Origin of the sequence: Clostridium boliviensis (genome assembly GCF_033342255.1) — a bacterium.
GTDB classification, from domain to species: Bacteria; Bacillota; Clostridia; order Lachnospirales; family Lachnospiraceae; genus Lacrimispora; species Lacrimispora boliviensis.
This window is the reverse complement of record NZ_JAWONS010000103.1, coordinates 1-15,669: the sequence shown is the minus strand read 5'-3', so window position 1 is coordinate 15,669 and position 15,669 is coordinate 1. Positions and strand designations below refer to the sequence as shown.

Genomic DNA, 15,669 nt, shown 5'->3' with positions numbered 1-15,669 from the left:
GTACTGATATGGCAAAAACAGGAAGCTTAACAATTAACAGCGAAAATATTTTTCCGATTATAAAAAAATGGTTGTACTCAGACCATGATATTTTCTACCGTGAGCTGGTATCCAACGGTTGCGATGCCATCACAAAGCTGAAAAAGCTGGATGTCATGGGAGAATGGCAGAAACCAGAAGATCTGGAGTTTAAGATTGAAGTAATTACCGATTCCAATGAAAAGACTATTACTTTTATCGATAACGGTATTGGTATGACAATGGAAGAAGTTGATGAATACATCAATCAGATCGCATTTTCAGGAGCAAAGGATTTTCTTGAGAAGTATAAGGACAAGACCAATGAGGATCAGATTATCGGACATTTCGGACTTGGCTTTTATTCTGCCTTCATGGTTGCAGATAAGGTAACAATTGATACCCGGTCCTACAAAGAAGGATCTGTACCGGTACACTGGGAGTCTGACGGCGGTACAGAGTTTGAGATGGCAGAAGGAGAGAAAGAGGGATTTGGTACCACCATTAAGCTTTATCTCAATGAAGACTGCCTGGAATTCTGCAATGAGTACAGAGCAAAGGAAGTTTTAGAAAAGTATTGCTCCTTTATGCCGGTTGCGATTTATTTAACCAATTTAACTGCAGAACCTCAGTTTGAGACTATCGAAAAGGAAGAACTGACTGATAAAGATACTGTGGTAGAGACCATCGTAGAGGAAGCCAAGACAGAAGAAGTAGAGAAGGAGAACGGCGAGAAAGAAACCGTGGAAGTATCTCCTGCCAAAGAAAAATATAAGATTAAAAAACGTCCGGTGACAGTGAATGACACCAATCCTCTCTGGAATAAGCACCCCAATGAATGTTCAGAAGAGGATTATAAGGATTTTTACCGCAAGGTATTCCATGATTATAAAGAGCCTTTATTCTGGATTCATTTAAACATGGATTATCCGTTTAATTTAAAGGGGATTCTCTATTTTCCAAAACTGAATTTAAACTATGATAGCCTGGATGGAACGATTAAGCTGTATAACAATCAGGTATTTATTGCAGATAACATTAAGGAAGTTATTCCGGAATTCTTAATGCTCTTAAAGGGTGTGATTGACTGCCCGGATCTTCCTTTGAACGTATCAAGAAGTGCACTGCAAAATGACGGATTTGTTAAGAAAATTTCAGATTACATTACGAAAAAGGTAGCAGATAAGCTGACCGGTATGTTCAAGACAGATCGTGAGAATTATGAGAAATACTGGTCTGACATTCATCCATTCATTAAATTCGGCTGCTTAAAGGATGAAAAATTTGCAGAGAAGATAAATGATTCCATTCTCTTTAAGAACCTGGAAGGCAAGTATTTAACACTGGCTGACTGTCTGGAAGAGAATAAGGAAAAGCATGAAAACCGCGTATTCTACATTACCAATGAAAAGGAGCAGAGCCAGTATATCAACCTCTTTAAAGAAGCTGGTCTTGATGCGGTTTATTTGACGGAGAATATCGATAATCCATTTGTTGGATATTTAGAGCAGAAGAATGAAAATGTGAAGTTCTTATGCATTAACTCCGACTTATCAGATATCTTTAAAGAAGAAGTTACGGAAGAAGACAAGGAAGCGATGAAGTCTGATGTAGAAGCATTGACGGACCTTTTCCGTAAGGCATTAAATAAAGAGAATTTAGAGGTAAAGGTTGAGAAGTTAAAGAACGATACGGTTTCTTCCATGATTACGGTTTCTGAAGAATCTCGCCGTATGCAGGAAATGATGAAGATGTATACCATGCCAGGTATGGATGCTTCCATGTTCGGTGCAGGTGGAGAGACACTGGTTCTTAATTACAACAACAAGCTGGTTCAGTATGTGTTAAACCACAAAGACGGTGCTCATACCAATGCAATTTGTGAGCAGCTTTATGATCTTGCGGCATTAAGCCACGGTTCTATGACACCAGAACGTATGACAGGTTTTATAGCAAGAAGCAATGAACTGATGTTAGTCATGGCAGAAGTATAGTTTATACAGAAGATAAAGACGGATGCCAGAAACAGCTGGTCTTCAAAAAGAAGGCGGCTATTTCTGGCATCCATCTTTTTTCATGGGAATTCTATTGACAGACGAACTTTGTTTCTCTATAATATATAGTAATGAATACTACATGATAAATTTCGTGCCAGGAGGAATTTTAGATATGAGCTATAAAATCATTGGGGACAGCTGTACAGACCTGACGCCGGATCTGAAAAAAGATCCCCACTTTCAGATCATTCCATTAATTTTACAGGTTGGTAATACACAGGTTATTGATGATGAGACGTTTGACCAGAAGCGATTTCTGGAATTGGTAAAAAGCAGCAGTGAATCTTTGAAAACAGCATGTCCGTCTCCTGAATTATATAAAGAGGCATTCGAATGTGAGGAAGAGGAGGTCTTTGTTATCACTATATCCGAGCATTTAAGCGGAAGCTATAACAGTGCCGTGTTAGGTAAGAAGCTGTATGAAGAGGAACATGGAAAAGACAGTAAAAAGATTGCAGTACTTGGTTCTGATTCTGCATCATCCGGCCAGCTTAATATCGCTCTTTTTGTTCAGTCCCTCTGCCAGGCATCACTGCCGTTTGAAGAGATTGAAGATAAGGTAAGAGCCTACATTAAGGATATGAAGACCTATTTTGTACTGGAAAGTCTTGATACATTAAGAAAGAATGGACGGCTTACCGGTCTGCAGGCCTTCTTTGCCACAGCTTTAAATATTAAGCCTGTCATGGGAGCTGAATCCGGAGTTATTATCAAGCTGGACCAGGCCAGAGGAATTAATAAAGCACTGGTGCGCATGACGGATATTGCCATGAAGGAAGCTGGGGACACCAGGAACAAGGTGTTGGCTATCGCTCACTGTAACAATCCGGACAGAGCGGAGTTTGTAAAGCAGGAGATGCTGAAAAGAGGAATATTTAAGGACGTTATCATTACGGAAACAGCAGGTGTGGCAACGGTTTATGCCAATGACGGTGGTATCATTGTTACTCTCTAAGTCAGACATGTCAAAGGTGCATACGGAAAGAAAAGCCGGTTTTGCAGGGAACAGGAATAGAGATTCCATTCTGCAGACCAGGCTTTTTTTGCTGTCTCCTGAAGTATGTTACCGCTTCCCCTTTATTTGACAAAATCCTGGAACCAGTGTAAGATGTAAAAACGGGAATTATTTCCAGAAAATATATAAGGGAAATGTTATGAATTATCCACAGATAGATTGTGTAAAAGTGAGATGCTGGGTCATATATGGGGAAAAAACATTAGTAATTGTGGAAAAAGTTATGATTTGATCAAATATATGTGGAAATTATTAACAATCGGAGGATAGAATGAAGAAGACAAATGTTTATATGAAATTTCTGATCATCCTTCCCATATTGCTGTTTGTATTGCTGGCAGGGTGGATCGGAGGAACAGAATGGAAAGAGAATCAGAGGGGCGAAGAGGCAGTAAGCGGAGATAGTCTGGCTTCTATGAACGGGGAGCCGGAAAAGTCCTCTGTGAAAGAAAGCAGCAGCCAGGAGGTACTGACTGTGACGGAAGAAACCAAAGAATCAACCACAGCCAGGGATCCGGATCCAGTGGTTCATCTGCTTTTTGCAGGGGATATATTACTATCTACTCATGTTACGACAGCATATGATAAAAACGGCGGTATTAATGGAGTGCTTGATGAAGGGATGCGGGGAGAAATCAGCAAGGCAGATATTTTTATGGCCAATCAGGAATTTCCATTCAGCAGCCGGGGAAAGGCTGCACCGGACAAGCAGTTTACATTCCGCTTAAATCCTGACCGGGTAACCATGATGAAAGAGATCGGAGTTGATATTGTAACAATTGCCAACAATCATACACTGGATTATGGTACGGATGCACTGATTGATACCTGCACGGCGCTAGATGGAGCTGGAATACGCTATGTGGGCGCAGGACCGGACATGAACCGGGCGAAGAAGCTGGAAACCATAGAGGTGAATGGAAGGACCTTTGGATTTCTCGCAGCTTCAAGAGTTTATCCTGATCCGGACTGGGTGGCGAACAGCAAAAAGCCCGGTATGGTAAGCGGCTACGATCCTGCTGTCCTTCTTAAGGAGATCAAAGAAGCCAGAGATTTATGTGATTATCTGGTGGTCTATGTTCACTGGGGCGTAGAACGGGAAGAGAAACCAAAGAATTATCAGCGGCAGCTGGGGCAGCAGATCATTGATGCAGGTGCAGATCTGGTGGTGGGAAGCCACCCTCATGTTTTACAGGGAGTGGAGTATTATAAAGGGAAACCAATCTGTTACAGTCTGGGTAATTTTATATTCGGAAGCAGTATCCCCAAAACGGCACTTATGAGAGCAGAGGTGAATTTTGCTGACAAGACCACAAAGCTTTCCCTGGTTCCGGGTACCTCCGGTGCCGGCTTTACAAGGACACTGGCAAAACCGGAGAAAACTGCTGATTTTTATCAGTATTATCAGAATCTCTCATTTGGTATCACAATTGATGACAATGGTGTAATACACAATAACGGAAATTAAATCAGACGAGGTATCTGTCACCCTGGCAGATACCTCGTTCTTTGAATCGTTTTGCCAGAGTATTCAGCACCAGACGTTTGTTTGCGCTCCATAAAGGTGCAAGAAGGAGCTTTTTGGGACCATCTCCGCTCAGCCGGTGTATCACGACGCCAGGAGGCAGAAGGGCGATGCAATCAATGACCAGATCCGTATATTCACTTAGAGAATATACAGGTACAGATCCCTGGTTATAAAGGTCAGCCAGGTCTGTTCCTTCCAGAATGTGAAGAAGCTGCAGCTTAATGCCGTCTATGCCGTGATCTCCCATCTGTCCCAGGTAGCGGACTGTTTCTAAAATCATGTCTTTTGATTCGCCTGGAAGCCCTAAAATTACATGGGCAATCACCTTGATTCCCGCTTCTTTTAAAGATTGATAAGCCTTATAAAAAGTGGACAGGGGGTAACCTCTCCGTATAAACGATGCTGTGGATTCATGAATGGTCTGAAGTCCCAGCTCCACCCAGACGGGTTTAATCTGGTTTAACTCCTTTAACAGGAGGATGATATCAGGAGGGAGGCAGTCCGGTCTGGTGGCAATGGAAAGGACAACAACATCAGGCTCAGAAACAGCCTGTGTAAACAGTTCCCGTAAATACGCGGCAGGGGCGTAAGTATTGGTATAGGATTGAAAATAAGCGATATAAAGTCCGCCGTCTGTATTCATCTTAGAGGCAACCCGTTTTTTGGCTGACTGAATCTGTTCTGCAACAGAAGAATGAAGTGTACTGGACTCTGCAAATTCCCCTGATCCGCCACTGCTGCAGAAGATACAGCCTCGATTACCAAGTGTCCCATCCCGGTTGGGGCAGGTCATGCCTCCATCAAGGGCAAGTTTATAGACTTTCTGCCCATATTGCATTTTCAGTTCGTAATCCAGAGAGTGGTAAGGCTTGTCGTTCCAGAGCATTTGGACCTCCTACATTTTGATTGTACCATTATAGAAGAGGGAGAGAGGGAAGTCAAATTATTTTATAGGTTTTCGTAAAATATTATATTGTGAAAACTTTAGCACTTATGTTATACTCGAGACAATGGCGTTTGTTTGCCAATGAATGGGGAAAAGGAGAATTTGCAGCATGAGAACAGATGAAACAATCCGTTTTTTGGAATCCGAAGAGGCAGGAAAACTGATGACTGCTTTATATGGCAGGGAGGCCGCAGCAGAGAATATAATACGGTATCAGAATCTGATAAACGACTTTAAAAATCATTTTCCGGAAGAGGACGTACTTTTGTTTACTTCACCGGGACGGACGGAAATCAGCGGTAATCATACAGACCACAACCACGGCAAAGTCCTGGCAGGGAGTATTAATTTAGACTGCGTAGGCGTGGCTGCAAAGAACAACAGCAGCATCGTAAATATTGTCAGCGTGACTTACAACCAGAGCTTTACCATTGATTTAACGGATTTATCCCCAAGCGATAAAAAGGCCGGCACCATTGATTTAGTGAAAGGACTTTTACAGGGATTTATCGAAAAAGGGTATGAGATCGGCGGGTTTAATGCCTATATCACAAGCGATGTAATCAGTGCTGCAGGTGTCAGCTCATCTGCTTCCTTTGAGATGCTGCTCTGTTCCATTTTGAATACATTTTTTAATGAAAGCCGCATGGATACAGTGGCTTATGCCCATATAGGAAGATTTGCGGAAAATGTCTATTGGGACAAGGCCTCCGGTCTGCTTGACCAGATGGCATGTGCGGTGGGAGGTCTGATCACCATTGATTTTAAGAATCCTTCCCAGCCAGCTGTAGAACAGATTGATTTTGATTTTGCTTCCCAGAATCACAGCCTGATTATCGTTAATACAGGAAAGGGACATGCAGATTTAAGTGCCGATTATTCTTCTGTACCTGCTGAGATGAAAAAGGTGGCTGAGTTTTTTGGAAAAGAAGTCTGTGCAGATATATCCGAAGATGATGTGATCGGGCAGTTAAGTGAGGTGCGGGAATTTGCAGGGGACCGTTCGGTACTGCGTGCACTTCATTTCTTTGAGGAGAATAAGCGGGTGGACGCTGAAGTAGCTGCGTTAAAGGAAGGAAGATTTGATGAATTCCTTTCTAATATTACGGCTTCCGGGAATTCTTCCTGGAAATGGCTGCAGAACTGCTTTACCAATACCAGCTATCAGGAACAGGGAATTACGGTTGCTCTAGCGCTTACGGAACTGTATATTTCCAGCAAAAAACAGGGCGCATGCAGAATTCATGGTGGTGGATTTGCCGGTGTTATCATGGCAGTGCTTCCCAATGAGATTACAGATGAATATATCTCCTATATGGAAAATGCGTTGGGAGAAGGCAATGCTTACCGCATGAGCATCAGACCTTATGGTTCCATCTGTTTTAATACAGCTGCGAAGCAATAATAATTGAAAATACTGCCATAATAGAGTACAATAGAAGTAAGGAATCCCTTATTTAACACAGGGAAAAGGAGGCAGGCATATGAAAGAAAAAAGTAATCTGGTCATCACCATAGGAAGGCAGTACGGCAGCGGCGGACGTATTGTAGGAAAAGCTCTTGCAGAGGAACTGGGGATTCATTTTTATGATGAGGAGATTCTGACAATTACATCAGAGCAGAGTGCGGTTGGAGAAGTTTTTTTCCGCCTTGCAGATGAAAAGGCCGGCAATAATTTATTATACCGGATTGTCAGCGGATTAAAGCCTCAGCTGGGTAAGCCCTCTACCGACGCAGATATTGTAAAACCAGAGAATTTATTCCGGTTTCAGTCTCAGGTCATAAAAGAACTTGCAAATGAAGAATCCTGTATCATAGCCGGAAGGTGTGCGAATTATATATTAGACCGGGATGAGGAAAATGTGCCGGGACTTGTGAAAATCTTTGTTTATGCTGATACGCCCACACTGATCCAGAGAACCATGGAAGTGGATAAGATAGATGAGAAAGAAGCTGCAAAGAGGGTAAAAAAGATTAACAAAGAGCGAAAAGAATATTACCGTTACTATACAGGGGAAAACTGGGAAGACTGGAACAACTATGATCTTATAATTAATACCAGCCGGATTGATCTGGAGCAGACAGCCAGACTTATTAAGGATTATATAAAATTAAGAGGAATTGAAGTCTGAAATATATTGTAAAACCGTTCTTGCAGAGATATAATGAATATAGAATTGGGAAAAGCCAGCTGGATTAATTCCACTGGCTTTTTTCGGAAAATGTTTTTAGAACGGAGATCACTTATATGAACTACAGAAGAGACTCCAGGATTGCATCTGTGATCGTGGGCATGTTCAGTGTTCTTATTTTGATGGTCCTTGCTTTTATTTTCTTGTCCAGTCAGCAGAAAAAGCTGAATCAGGAATTCAATCAGTTGATTTATTCAAGTCTTACGTCTTATACAGATGTGCAGAAAGATCAGATCTTAAAGATGGCCGGTGATGCGAAAAATTTGGGGATAAGCCTGGAATTTATGATGGAAGCCGCGGGCCTGTCACCGGAGGATCAATGGATGAATCACTATCTGGCAGAGTTGGAGCGGGATAATCCGGATTATAACTTGGATTATGTCTCAAGCAGCAATTGGAAAGAAACAATATCCGGAGAAGGAAAAAAGGAGATTTATAAACAAGTACTAGATGAGAAGATGGTTATACTGGATATACAGGATTCACCGGAAGACGAGAGCGGTTACATATTTTCAGTGGCTCAGCCCCTGCAAAAGAATGGTACGGTGAAAGGGGTTTTATTTTCGGCATATCAGATGAAGAAGTTAGGAGAGGAAGCGGGCGGTCATACACCGTTCAAGAACATTCATTCTTTCATCATTGAGCCGGATGGCAGTATTGTTTACTCCAGCAATAATCACAACAATGGTACCGGGAATCTGTTTACCACCGACACAAAGAATGGAATTGTTAATCAGTATGGGGATGTCATAAAAACACGGATTGAAAAAGAGGATTCTTTCACTACCTTACTTTCCAGATATAGGAAAAAATACTATATCTCAGTGATGAAAGTAGGAGTAAATGACTGGAGTCTTGTTAACTATGTTTGTTCTCCTGATATCATGCTTCGTTCCGAATATGTTTTCGGAATGTTTTTTGGTACGGCACTTCTGCTGATTGTGCTGACAATAGCTGGCTGCTTTTGGATATTCTTATTATTCTACATACAAAAAAAGAAGCTGAAGCTGGAATCAGAACGTTATTCCGTTCTCTCCCAGTTTACAGACACACTTCTTTATGAATACGATTATGAAACCGACACCATAGAATTTACATCAAACGCCAGAAGAAAGCTGTTTTTAGAGCAATTAAAGACGAGAGGTATTGTGAGGCTTAACAGGGGCGTTTATTTAATGCATCCAGAGGATTGGCAGAATGGGGACCGGCTTAGGTGGGCATTGCTGGGCAGTAAACCAGATGAGGTGCGGTATTGCAAAATCCGTTTAAAAGGTCAGTCTGGGGAATATCGCTGGTTCAGCTGTCAATACAAGATTCTTCCTGATATAGCAAACCGTAAACCCCGTATGGTAGGCAAGCTGGAGGATATTACCGTTCAACTGGGAAGAGAGGAGATGCTCCTTAACCGTGCTAATAAAGATCCGCTGACCGGAGTATATAACCGGTCTGGAGAAGAGATTATTGACGGAAAATTGTCACTTCTTTGCAGCGGTGTTTTCTTTATGATTGATCTGGATAATTTTAAGGAAATCAATGATACGTGCGGACATGCTGTAGGCGACCAGGTTTTGACCCGAGTGGCAAGAGCATTTGATAAACTGGTGGGCAGTGACGGAATTGTTGCAAGAGTAGGCGGAGATGAATTTGTTATTTTTATCGCAGACAGCTGGGAAAACCAGCTGATTGTGGATATGGCGCAGTCAATTATGAAGCTGATGGACAGCACAATGGAGGAAGATTATATTGTGATGAGGGTTTCTGCAAGTATTGGTATTGCGGTTGCACCTAAAGATGGAAGCAGCTATGCAGAATTATACAGTGCTGCCGATAAAGCAATGTATTACATAAAGCAGAACGATAAAAAAGGATTCGCCTTTTATAGAGGTGAAGGAAAAGATCAAATATAAAACCGGAGCCAGCTGGTTCCGGTTTTATTCCTGGTTAATCAGTTACTTAGAGCAATTTACTGCAGAACCGGTTTTTACCGCAGCAGATATCCGCCCGGCTCTGATCCCTGCAATGTCCAAGCAGGCCCCGGCGGAGGGAACAGTCTTTACCGCAGCAGAAACCGGATTGGGGGCACAGTGTATAGGTGCCTCCCTGGATCACCAGTTTCTTTCCATTTACTATGGTGTCCGCAATCTTGCTCCTGGCGTTGTCATAAATTGCCTGTATGGTAGTTCTTGCAACATCCATCTGCTGTGCGCACTCACTCTGGGTTAGATGAATGTGGTCAATTAAGCGGATTACTTCATATTCGTCTACGGTCATCTCTACGATATTATAATTTTCTTTACTGCAGGGGGCAAATTCCATTGTTCCAGGCAATTCGCATACACGGCGCTGTTTTACAGGTCTGGCCATTTTATCTGTCACCTCATTTCAAATAAGGTTAGTATATCTTTACTTGACAGAAATGTCAATGATGCTGCAAAACAGGAGCACGCCTCTGATTCCGTGCTTTTTTTATATTTAACATCAGATAAATAAGTTTACATTGGATTCTTCCGCATCTCCCAGGTATGCGCCGACGCCGCCAAGCTCTACTCCGTCAATGAGCTCTTCCTTATGAATTCCCATTACATCCATGCTCATGGTACAGGCAACAATACGAACACCGGCCTTCATGGCTTTCTTTATCAGCGTTTCCAGAGAGTCCACGTTTTTATCGTTCATGATTTTTTTCATCATTGCAGTACCCATTCCGCCCATATTCATTTTAGACAGTTTCAGCCGCTTGCTTCCTCTCGGGAGCATGGCTCCGAACATGGATTCCATCATGGTCTTTTTAACAGGCTGCTTCTCTTCTTTTCTTAATGCAGTCAGACCCCAGAATGTGAAAAACATGGTGACGGGTCTGCCCATGGCAGCAGCGCCGTTGGCAATGATGAAGCTGGCAAGAACCTTATCTAAATCACCGGAAAAAACAATCAGCGTTTTTCCATCTACAGCTTCTTTCGCAGGGGCAGCAGAAGCAGTGGAGCTTTTTTTAACCAGTGCCACATAATCATCACCTCTCCGTTCATTGGATAAGAGGGTGTGTCCTGTGCGGCGGCACCATGCTCCGATGTCTCTTGCAAATCCGGGGTCAGAGGCAGAGACTTCCATGACTGTACCTTCCTTCATCTCCTTCATGGTTTCAAAAACCTTCATAATAGGACCAGGACACTGCATACCGCTGCAGTCCAAACGCATGGCTGTGGTTGGGATATCTTTGGTATCCATTTGTCCGTTATCCGAAAAAGAGGCTGGTGCGGTTATTTTTGGAGTGGTGTCACTCTGGTAATGCGTAGATTGGTAGAATCTGACACCGCCCGGGTAGATCTTTACATTGGAAAATCCACTTTGCATCAGGATTCGTGCTGCATTATAGGCACGGACTCCAATGGCACAGAAGGTAATCACTTCTTTGGAGGGATCCAGTTCTTTTAACCGTTCCCGCAGCTGTCCAAGAGGGATATGCACGGCTTCTGGAAGGGCGAAAGCCATCAGTTCCGCATCTTCTCTGACATCAAGAAACTGAGCGTTCTTATTGGTTTCTGTCACGTCCCAGGCAGCAAAGGAAGCTCTTCCTTTTAACAGGTTCTCGGCTGTGAATCCTGCCATATTAACAGGGTCCTTGGCAGAAGAGAAGGGGGGAGCATAAGCAAATTCCAGATGTTTTAAATCTTCAACTGTAGCTCCAAGGCGAATGGAAACGGCAATTGTATCGATCCGCTTATCTACACCATCTCTGCCGACAATCTGTGCACCGTATATAGTTTTCCCATCCAGAGAAAACAGAAGCTTTAACGTAAGCGGAACAGCACCCGGATAATAACCTGCATGAGAATTCTGGGTAATGATGATGCTTTCATAATCGGTTCCCTTTTTAAAGCCTCTCTTAATCAGGATTTTTTCATTGGCTCCTGTTGAAGCAGCAGTTAGGTCAAATACTTTGGCAACAGAGGTTCCCTGTGTCTTTCTATAGGTTTCTGTCCCGCCTGCAATGTTATTTGCAGCAATGCGTCCCTGCTTATTGGCAGGACCTGCAAGAGGAACCATGGCAGCATCATCAAAGGTGAAGTCATTGACCTGAATCACATCACCTACAGCATATATATCAGGATCAGAGGTTTTTAAGGTATCATCAACAATGATTCCTCCCCGTTCATTGACTGCAAGCCCGCAGGATTTAGCCAATTCACTGTTTGGGCGGACACCGATAGAGAGTATCACCAGTTCAGCTTTTAAAATCTTACCGCTTTTTAGTGTGATAGAAACAGAATCGTCTTCATCTGTAAATGAGGAGACTCCGTCACCCAGATAAAGAGAAACTTCATTTTGAACAATGTTTTCATGAAGCAGCTGTGCCATCTCATAATCCACAGGAGCCATGACCTGATCCTGCATTTCAATCAAAGAAACCGAAAGACCTGCATGACGAAGGTTTTCGGCCATCTCAAGTCCGATAAAGCCTCCGCCGATCACAGCGGCGCTTTTGATTCCTTTTTCTTTAATCATACCACGGATCCGGTCGGTATCAGGAACTGTCCAAAGAGTCTGTATGCGGGAAGATTCAATTCCTTTAATCGGCGGGCGGACTGGAGAAGAACCGGTGGAAATTACCAGGGTATCGTAAGATTCCTCATAGGTCTCCCCAGTTTCAAGTTTGCGGACTGTAATTTTTTTGTTCTCTCTGTCAATGGCAGATACTTCATTTTTTACTCTGACATCGATTTCGTACTTTTTTCTCATAGCCTCCGGAGTCTGTAAGAGCAGAGCGTCTCTGGATTTGATTACATCGCCCACATGGTAAGGAAGACCGCAGTTTGCGTAGGAGATATATTCGCCGCGCTCCAGGATAATGATCTGAGCCTCTTCATCTAACCTTCTAAGTCTGGCCGCACAGCTGGCTCCGCCTGCGACTCCGCCGATTATAACAGTTTTCTTCATTGTCTGCCTCCTGATATATAAAAATTATAATTAGTTTGTTATGTTTTTGACATTCTCAGTATAGGACGTCAGAGGAAAAATGTCTGTGACAGAGTCACAAAACGTGACACCAGCAGGAACGTTTACAAGTTCATGGCAAAATTGCGGACCTTATTAAGCTCTTCGGATTTGAGCATGCTCCCTTTTTCATTCATACCGGAAATTGTGAGTACACCTTTGTTTTCCCACTTTAAATAAGAGCAAATAGAATTCACCTGGGCATTTGCCGCATCATAAACTCCGTCAGAAGCTGAGTTTAAGAGCATAGCTATGGATTTGATATGAAACCCTTTTTTCCCGAAAGCATACATCCGGTCAATAAAACACTTTGTCTGGGCTGATACATCAAACCAGTAAACAGGGGATGCCAGTACCAGCATGTCAGCCTGATCTAGATCCGTTAAAATGCTGTTCATATCATCATTCTGAATGCATACGCCGTCATGAGAAAAGCAGTATGTACATGCCATACAGGGCTCTACTTTTAAGATACTTAAATTTTTTACTGTAACTTTATGACCTGCCTCTTTTGCTGAATTTGCAAAAGCAGAAGCCATGATTTCTGTATTACCGTTCTTTCTCGGACTACCAGTAACTACTAATATGTTCAATGAATTTACCTCCATTTTTTATGAATTAAGGTCCCAGGAAAATAAATATATCATTTCAGCAGGAGAGCTGATATCTGGAAGCGACAGCTTTTTAAATCCGCCTTGCAGCTTCTTTTCTGCAGCAGCCAGACCAAAATGGCAGGCTGCGATTCCTATATCAACTCTCTGGATATCAAATGAGTGCTTCCCTTCCTTTAATGTCTTCGCTTCATAGAAATGGTAGGCATTCTGAGATTTCACTACTCTCCATGGCTGTTTATTCACAGCAGAGGGGGCCAGTCTCGTCATCTCCAGGGCAAATGCAAAATCATCGGCATCGGTTTTTATGAGTGGAGTAGAGAAGTTATCCTTGAAAAAAAGCTCATTCCAATCCTTTCTCTGATCTGATTTAGCGCCCCACCGCATCAGGGACTCCATAAGCCGTTTCTTTTCAGCAGGATATCCAAGGGGAGTAATAACAGGAAACAAATCTCCCTCCTTTAAGTTCATGGCATGAGAAAATGCACTCCGGTCAAAGGTGCCGCCCAGCCAGCACGTACCATATCCCAGGGCTACGGCATAAAGGATTAAGTGCTCCATAGAATAGCCCAGCGCCTCTAACGCAAGATCTGTATCAGGAACAGAGGCTCCAATGAAATTTCTGGCACCTTTAATGACTCCATAGGTACCCAGCTTTTCTCCTTTCAAGGCGTCATTGTTTTCCAGAAGCCGGAAGTTGACGTCAACAGAAAATGGATTATCTAAACTTTTAATAAAATCATAGAACAGATCTTTTTCCTTTGTTGAAAGCGCACGGGGGTCATAGGACCTGACACTGCTGCGCTCCCGGATGGTTTTTTCCACAGGAAAAACAGGTTTCATAGGAATCAATCCTTTCTTCTATATAAGAGTTTTATAAAAATTGCTGTCTCCAGGTTTTTCTACCAGATCTTTCATGGCCTCCATGGCCTTTTTAAAATGCGGGGAACCTCCGTGAGCGGCAAGGCTGGACTGATCCTCCCATTCTTCAAGCATAGTTAAAATGCGGGGATCTTTTACATCCTGAACCAGTTCATAACGGATACATCCTTCATCCTTTGCTCTGGTCTCTTTCACAAGTTCCACGGCAGTTTCAATAAATGTATTGATTTTATCTTCTTTGATATAATTTTTAGCAACAACCTTAATCATCTGTTCTCCTTTACTTATGCCCACGTCTCGTAATGAACACGTTCCTCTTTGTAGCGTTCTGTAAATTCGTTTTTCTGTCCATCCGGATAACCAATGGCAATCAGACCAAATGGTTTAATATGGTCCGGAAGCTGAAAGAAACTACGTACATGATCAGTAACCTCATTTGATGTAGCTACGCCCAGCCAGACGGCTCCCAGACCTAAGTGAACAGCTTCTAACAAAATATTCTGTGAAGCGGCTCCCATATCTTCTTCCCAGCCCTTTGGTACTTTAAATTCCTTTTCATTACCTAAAAGTGCAATGGTAACAGGTGACCCTGCTACAGGTTTTGCATAGGGGGATACGTCGGAGAGCTTTTTCAAACTCTCTTTGTCCTGTACTACAATAAATTCCCATGGCTGTTGGTTTGCTGCTGACGGTGCCTGCATGGCGGCACGAAGAAGCTTGTCAATTTTCTCTGGTTCTACGGCATCAGTGGTAAATTTGCGGATACTCCGTCTGTTAAAAATCTCCTGCATAAAAAATCCTCCTAATTGTTTTCTAGTTTTCCCAGTAATTTTTTGCTGAGGTTTAGAAAGAGAACTGTCTCTTCCTGTGTTAATATTCCCTGGTATTCCCTATGAAGTGACTCCCAGGATTCCATAATGGTTGTCTGAAGTGCAAGACCCTCCGGTGTGGTGCTTAAAATTACAGATTTCCCCTCACATCGTTTGGAAACAAGCTTTTTGCGCTCCAGTTTTTCAATCAGCCGGGTAATGGTGGAGGGGGTCAGAAACAATGTCTCTCCCAGTTCCTTCTGCAGAATTTCTTCCTTCTGATTAACCAGAGATAGCAGAAGAGAGTGACTGGGAGAGAGCCCGGTTTTAGAAAATGCATTTTCTGCAACTTTGCCAAAAACTCTGGAAAGCTTTACTGTCGTAAAAAACAGGCAGCTGTTCAGGGAACAGGTCTGTTCCTCTGGTGTGTCATTTTTTCTCAAAACATCACCTCTCTTGTTTGTACATACAAATGATAACACTACCAGGTATTTCTGTCAATCAAAAAAATAAATAGAACAAATTAATTTATAACAATTAAATGTGATAAAACTATTGACAGAATAAAAGAACTCTTTTATAATAAATATAACTTGAAAATGATATTATTTATAATTAT

General features: G+C 42.5%; 14 protein-coding genes. 6 read left to right on the top strand and 8 right to left on the bottom strand.

The genetic code is table 11. From position 1 onward, the window contains the following. Nucleotides 1–8 precede the first annotated feature (8 nt). The 3 genes from htpG to RZO55_RS06070 all read left to right on the top strand — a co-directional run bounded on the left by htpG (nucleotide 9) and on the right by RZO55_RS06070 (nucleotide 4,558). Nucleotides 9–2,012: a molecular chaperone HtpG gene (gene htpG / locus RZO55_RS06080; RefSeq protein WP_318063397.1), complete on the top strand. Its 2,004-nt coding sequence runs from the start codon at nucleotides 9–11 to the stop codon at nucleotides 2,010–2,012. Between the two features lie 175 nt (nucleotides 2,013–2,187). Beyond that, nucleotides 2,188–3,030 (top strand): DegV family protein, encoded by an 843-nt coding sequence (locus tag RZO55_RS06075; RefSeq protein ID WP_318063396.1) that lies wholly within the window; start codon nucleotides 2,188–2,190, stop codon nucleotides 3,028–3,030. A 331-nt stretch (nucleotides 3,031–3,361) separates the two neighbouring features. Then, nucleotides 3,362–4,558: a CapA family protein gene (locus RZO55_RS06070; RefSeq protein WP_318063395.1), complete on the top strand. Its 1,197-nt coding sequence runs from the start codon at nucleotides 3,362–3,364 to the stop codon at nucleotides 4,556–4,558. A gap of 1 nt (nucleotide 4,559) precedes the next feature. Here the strand turns inward: RZO55_RS06070 and mnmL are convergent, their stop codons facing one another. After that, nucleotides 4,560–5,504, bottom strand: a complete 945-nt coding sequence (gene mnmL / locus RZO55_RS06065; protein ID WP_318063394.1) for a tRNA modification radical SAM protein MnmL/YtqA — start codon at nucleotides 5,502–5,504, stop codon at nucleotides 4,560–4,562. A 169-nt stretch (nucleotides 5,505–5,673) separates the two neighbouring features. On the opposite strand from mnmL, the gene RZO55_RS06060 reads away from it, so the two are divergent. The 3 genes from RZO55_RS06060 to RZO55_RS06050 all read left to right on the top strand — a co-directional run bounded on the left by RZO55_RS06060 (nucleotide 5,674) and on the right by RZO55_RS06050 (nucleotide 9,663). After that, nucleotides 5,674–6,969, top strand: a complete 1,296-nt coding sequence (locus RZO55_RS06060) for a galactokinase (RefSeq protein WP_318063393.1) — start codon at nucleotides 5,674–5,676, stop codon at nucleotides 6,967–6,969. A 79-nt stretch (nucleotides 6,970–7,048) separates the two neighbouring features. Further along, entirely contained in the window at nucleotides 7,049–7,696 is a 648-nt protein-coding gene (locus RZO55_RS06055; RefSeq protein ID WP_318063392.1) for a cytidylate kinase-like family protein, read from the top strand. Between the two features lie 116 nt (nucleotides 7,697–7,812). After that, complete coding sequence (locus tag RZO55_RS06050; protein ID WP_318063391.1) at nucleotides 7,813–9,663, top strand: sensor domain-containing diguanylate cyclase; 1,851 nt, start codon at nucleotides 7,813–7,815, stop codon at nucleotides 9,661–9,663. A gap of 46 nt (nucleotides 9,664–9,709) precedes the next feature. Here the strand turns inward: RZO55_RS06050 and RZO55_RS06045 are convergent, their stop codons facing one another. The 7 genes from RZO55_RS06045 to RZO55_RS06015 all read right to left on the bottom strand — a co-directional run bounded on the left by RZO55_RS06045 (nucleotide 9,710) and on the right by RZO55_RS06015 (nucleotide 15,493). Next, nucleotides 9,710–10,120 (bottom strand): DUF134 domain-containing protein, encoded by a 411-nt coding sequence (locus tag RZO55_RS06045; RefSeq protein WP_439100026.1) that lies wholly within the window; start codon nucleotides 10,118–10,120, stop codon nucleotides 9,710–9,712. Between the two features lie 114 nt (nucleotides 10,121–10,234). Then, nucleotides 10,235–12,691 carry an FAD-dependent oxidoreductase gene (locus RZO55_RS06040; RefSeq protein WP_318063389.1) on the bottom strand — a complete coding sequence of 819 codons (2,457 nt, stop codon included), beginning with the start codon at nucleotides 12,689–12,691 and terminating at the stop codon, nucleotides 10,235–10,237. A 122-nt stretch (nucleotides 12,692–12,813) separates the two neighbouring features. Then, the gene (locus RZO55_RS06035; RefSeq protein WP_318063388.1) at nucleotides 12,814–13,341 is read right to left on the bottom strand and encodes a flavodoxin family protein; all 528 of its coding nucleotides are present in this window, start codon (nucleotides 13,339–13,341) and stop codon (nucleotides 12,814–12,816) included. A gap of 18 nt (nucleotides 13,342–13,359) precedes the next feature. Next, nucleotides 13,360–14,184: a nitroreductase family protein gene (locus RZO55_RS06030; RefSeq protein WP_318063387.1), complete on the bottom strand. Its 825-nt coding sequence runs from the start codon at nucleotides 14,182–14,184 to the stop codon at nucleotides 13,360–13,362. A 36-nt stretch (nucleotides 14,185–14,220) separates the two neighbouring features. Further along, nucleotides 14,221–14,511, bottom strand: a complete 291-nt coding sequence (locus tag RZO55_RS06025; RefSeq protein WP_318063386.1) for a putative quinol monooxygenase — start codon at nucleotides 14,509–14,511, stop codon at nucleotides 14,221–14,223. 14 nt (nucleotides 14,512–14,525) lie between these two features. Continuing rightward, entirely contained in the window at nucleotides 14,526–15,032 is a 507-nt protein-coding gene (locus RZO55_RS06020; RefSeq protein WP_318063385.1) for a nitroreductase family protein, read from the bottom strand. Nucleotides 15,033–15,043: 11 nt separating this feature from the next. Further along, complete coding sequence (locus tag RZO55_RS06015) at nucleotides 15,044–15,493, bottom strand: MarR family winged helix-turn-helix transcriptional regulator (protein WP_318063384.1); 450 nt, start codon at nucleotides 15,491–15,493, stop codon at nucleotides 15,044–15,046. Nucleotides 15,494–15,669: the final 176 nt, after the last annotated feature.

Bases quoted from the DNA above. Each gene is read 5' to 3' on its own strand.
- htpG (WP_318063397.1), top strand. From the start codon at position 9: ATGGCAAAAACAGGAAGCTTAACAATTAACAGCGAAAATATTTTTCCG.
- RZO55_RS06075 (WP_318063396.1), top strand. From the start codon at position 2,188: ATGAGCTATAAAATCATTGGGGACAGCTGTACAGACCTGACGCCGGAT.
- RZO55_RS06070 (WP_318063395.1), top strand. From the start codon at position 3,362: ATGAAGAAGACAAATGTTTATATGAAATTTCTGATCATCCTTCCCATA.
- mnmL (WP_318063394.1), bottom strand. From the start codon at position 5,504: ATGCTCTGGAACGACAAGCCTTACCACTCTCTGGATTACGAACTGAAA.
- RZO55_RS06060 (WP_318063393.1), top strand. From the start codon at position 5,674: ATGAGAACAGATGAAACAATCCGTTTTTTGGAATCCGAAGAGGCAGGA.
- RZO55_RS06055 (WP_318063392.1), top strand. From the start codon at position 7,049: ATGAAAGAAAAAAGTAATCTGGTCATCACCATAGGAAGGCAGTACGGC.
- RZO55_RS06050 (WP_318063391.1), top strand. From the start codon at position 7,813: ATGAACTACAGAAGAGACTCCAGGATTGCATCTGTGATCGTGGGCATG.
- RZO55_RS06045 (WP_439100026.1), bottom strand. From the start codon at position 10,120: ATGGCCAGACCTGTAAAACAGCGCCGTGTATGCGAATTGCCTGGAACA.
- RZO55_RS06040 (WP_318063389.1), bottom strand. From the start codon at position 12,691: ATGAAGAAAACTGTTATAATCGGCGGAGTCGCAGGCGGAGCCAGCTGT.
- RZO55_RS06025 (WP_318063386.1), bottom strand. From the start codon at position 14,511: ATGATTAAGGTTGTTGCTAAAAATTATATCAAAGAAGATAAAATCAAT.
- RZO55_RS06020 (WP_318063385.1), bottom strand. From the start codon at position 15,032: ATGCAGGAGATTTTTAACAGACGGAGTATCCGCAAATTTACCACTGAT.